We start from the raw sequence: 390 nt of genomic DNA, 5'->3' as shown, positions 1-390 counted from the left end.
TTATTCACCTGAGCATCAAATTCTATTTCTTAACTTCAATATAAGGTAAAAATGCGTCAAGTTCTCTGGCGTAATAAATGTACTCTTGTCCGACGATTTGACAAGATGAAAACTTCATCACCTCTCCAGATTACATCTGAATATGAGGACAAGAGAAATGAAAAAACATGCTATTGCAGTAATGATGATCGCCGTATTTTCTGAGTCGGTTTATGCGGAGTCTACCTTATTTATTCCGGACGTCTCTCCTGAGAGCGTCACGACATCCCTTTCTGTGGGGGTGTTAAACGGTAAATCCAGGGAGCTGGTTTATGATACCGACACCGGACGGAAGCTGAGTCAACTGGACTGGAAAATAAAAAATGTCGCCACGTTGCAGGGGGATTTATC

At 41.8% G+C, this 390-nt stretch carries 1 pseudogene; it reads left to right on the top strand.

From position 1 onward, the window contains the following. Positions 1 to 157: 157 nt before the first annotated feature. Positions 158 to 390, top strand: a pseudogene (pgtE, locus tag ACEWB7_RS18595) (omptin family outer membrane protease PgtE); the annotation flags it as partial.

The sequence above is a fragment of the Acinetobacter sp. NIOH-H-8 genome (assembly GCF_046635365.1).
Taxonomy (GTDB): Bacteria; Pseudomonadota; Gammaproteobacteria; order Pseudomonadales; family Moraxellaceae; genus Acinetobacter.
Note: the sequence above shows the minus strand (reverse complement) of the source record. Positions and strands in the feature narration are given on the sequence as shown.